Below are 280 nucleotides of genomic sequence, written 5' to 3'. Positions count from 1 at the left end.
CAGTAGCACTCATCCATTTTAATAACCAATTAAAAATGGTTTGTCCTAAAATTGTAGCAATGAAAGCTAATCCAATAAAGCACAACCAAGTTTGTGTAGAGTAATGGATGAAAGATTCTTGTTGCGTGAAAGCAAATATGCCAAGAAAGCCAGCACTACTTCCATAACTAATTACTGAATAGGGTATAAGTGACAAATCTTTACGAACGTGTTGGCTAATGAAAAAATAAGCAGTAATGATACCGGCAGCAATAAATGCTAAAATATCTCCATATAAAGC

The 280-nt window shown here is 33.9% G+C and carries 1 protein-coding gene; it reads right to left on the bottom strand.

Features of this window, described 5'->3' with window-relative positions; genetic code table 11:
- Positions 1 to 280: EamA family transporter (locus ACTHR7_RS10830; RefSeq protein ID WP_440370811.1), on the bottom strand; the 280-nt coding region annotated here is incomplete at both ends.

Origin of the sequence: Neisseria sp. P0007.S010 (assembly GCF_051962875.1) — a bacterium.
In the GTDB taxonomy this organism is placed as follows: domain Bacteria; phylum Pseudomonadota; class Gammaproteobacteria; order Burkholderiales; family Neisseriaceae; genus Neisseria; species Neisseria subflava_A.
This window is presented reverse-complemented; position numbering and strand designations above follow the sequence as displayed.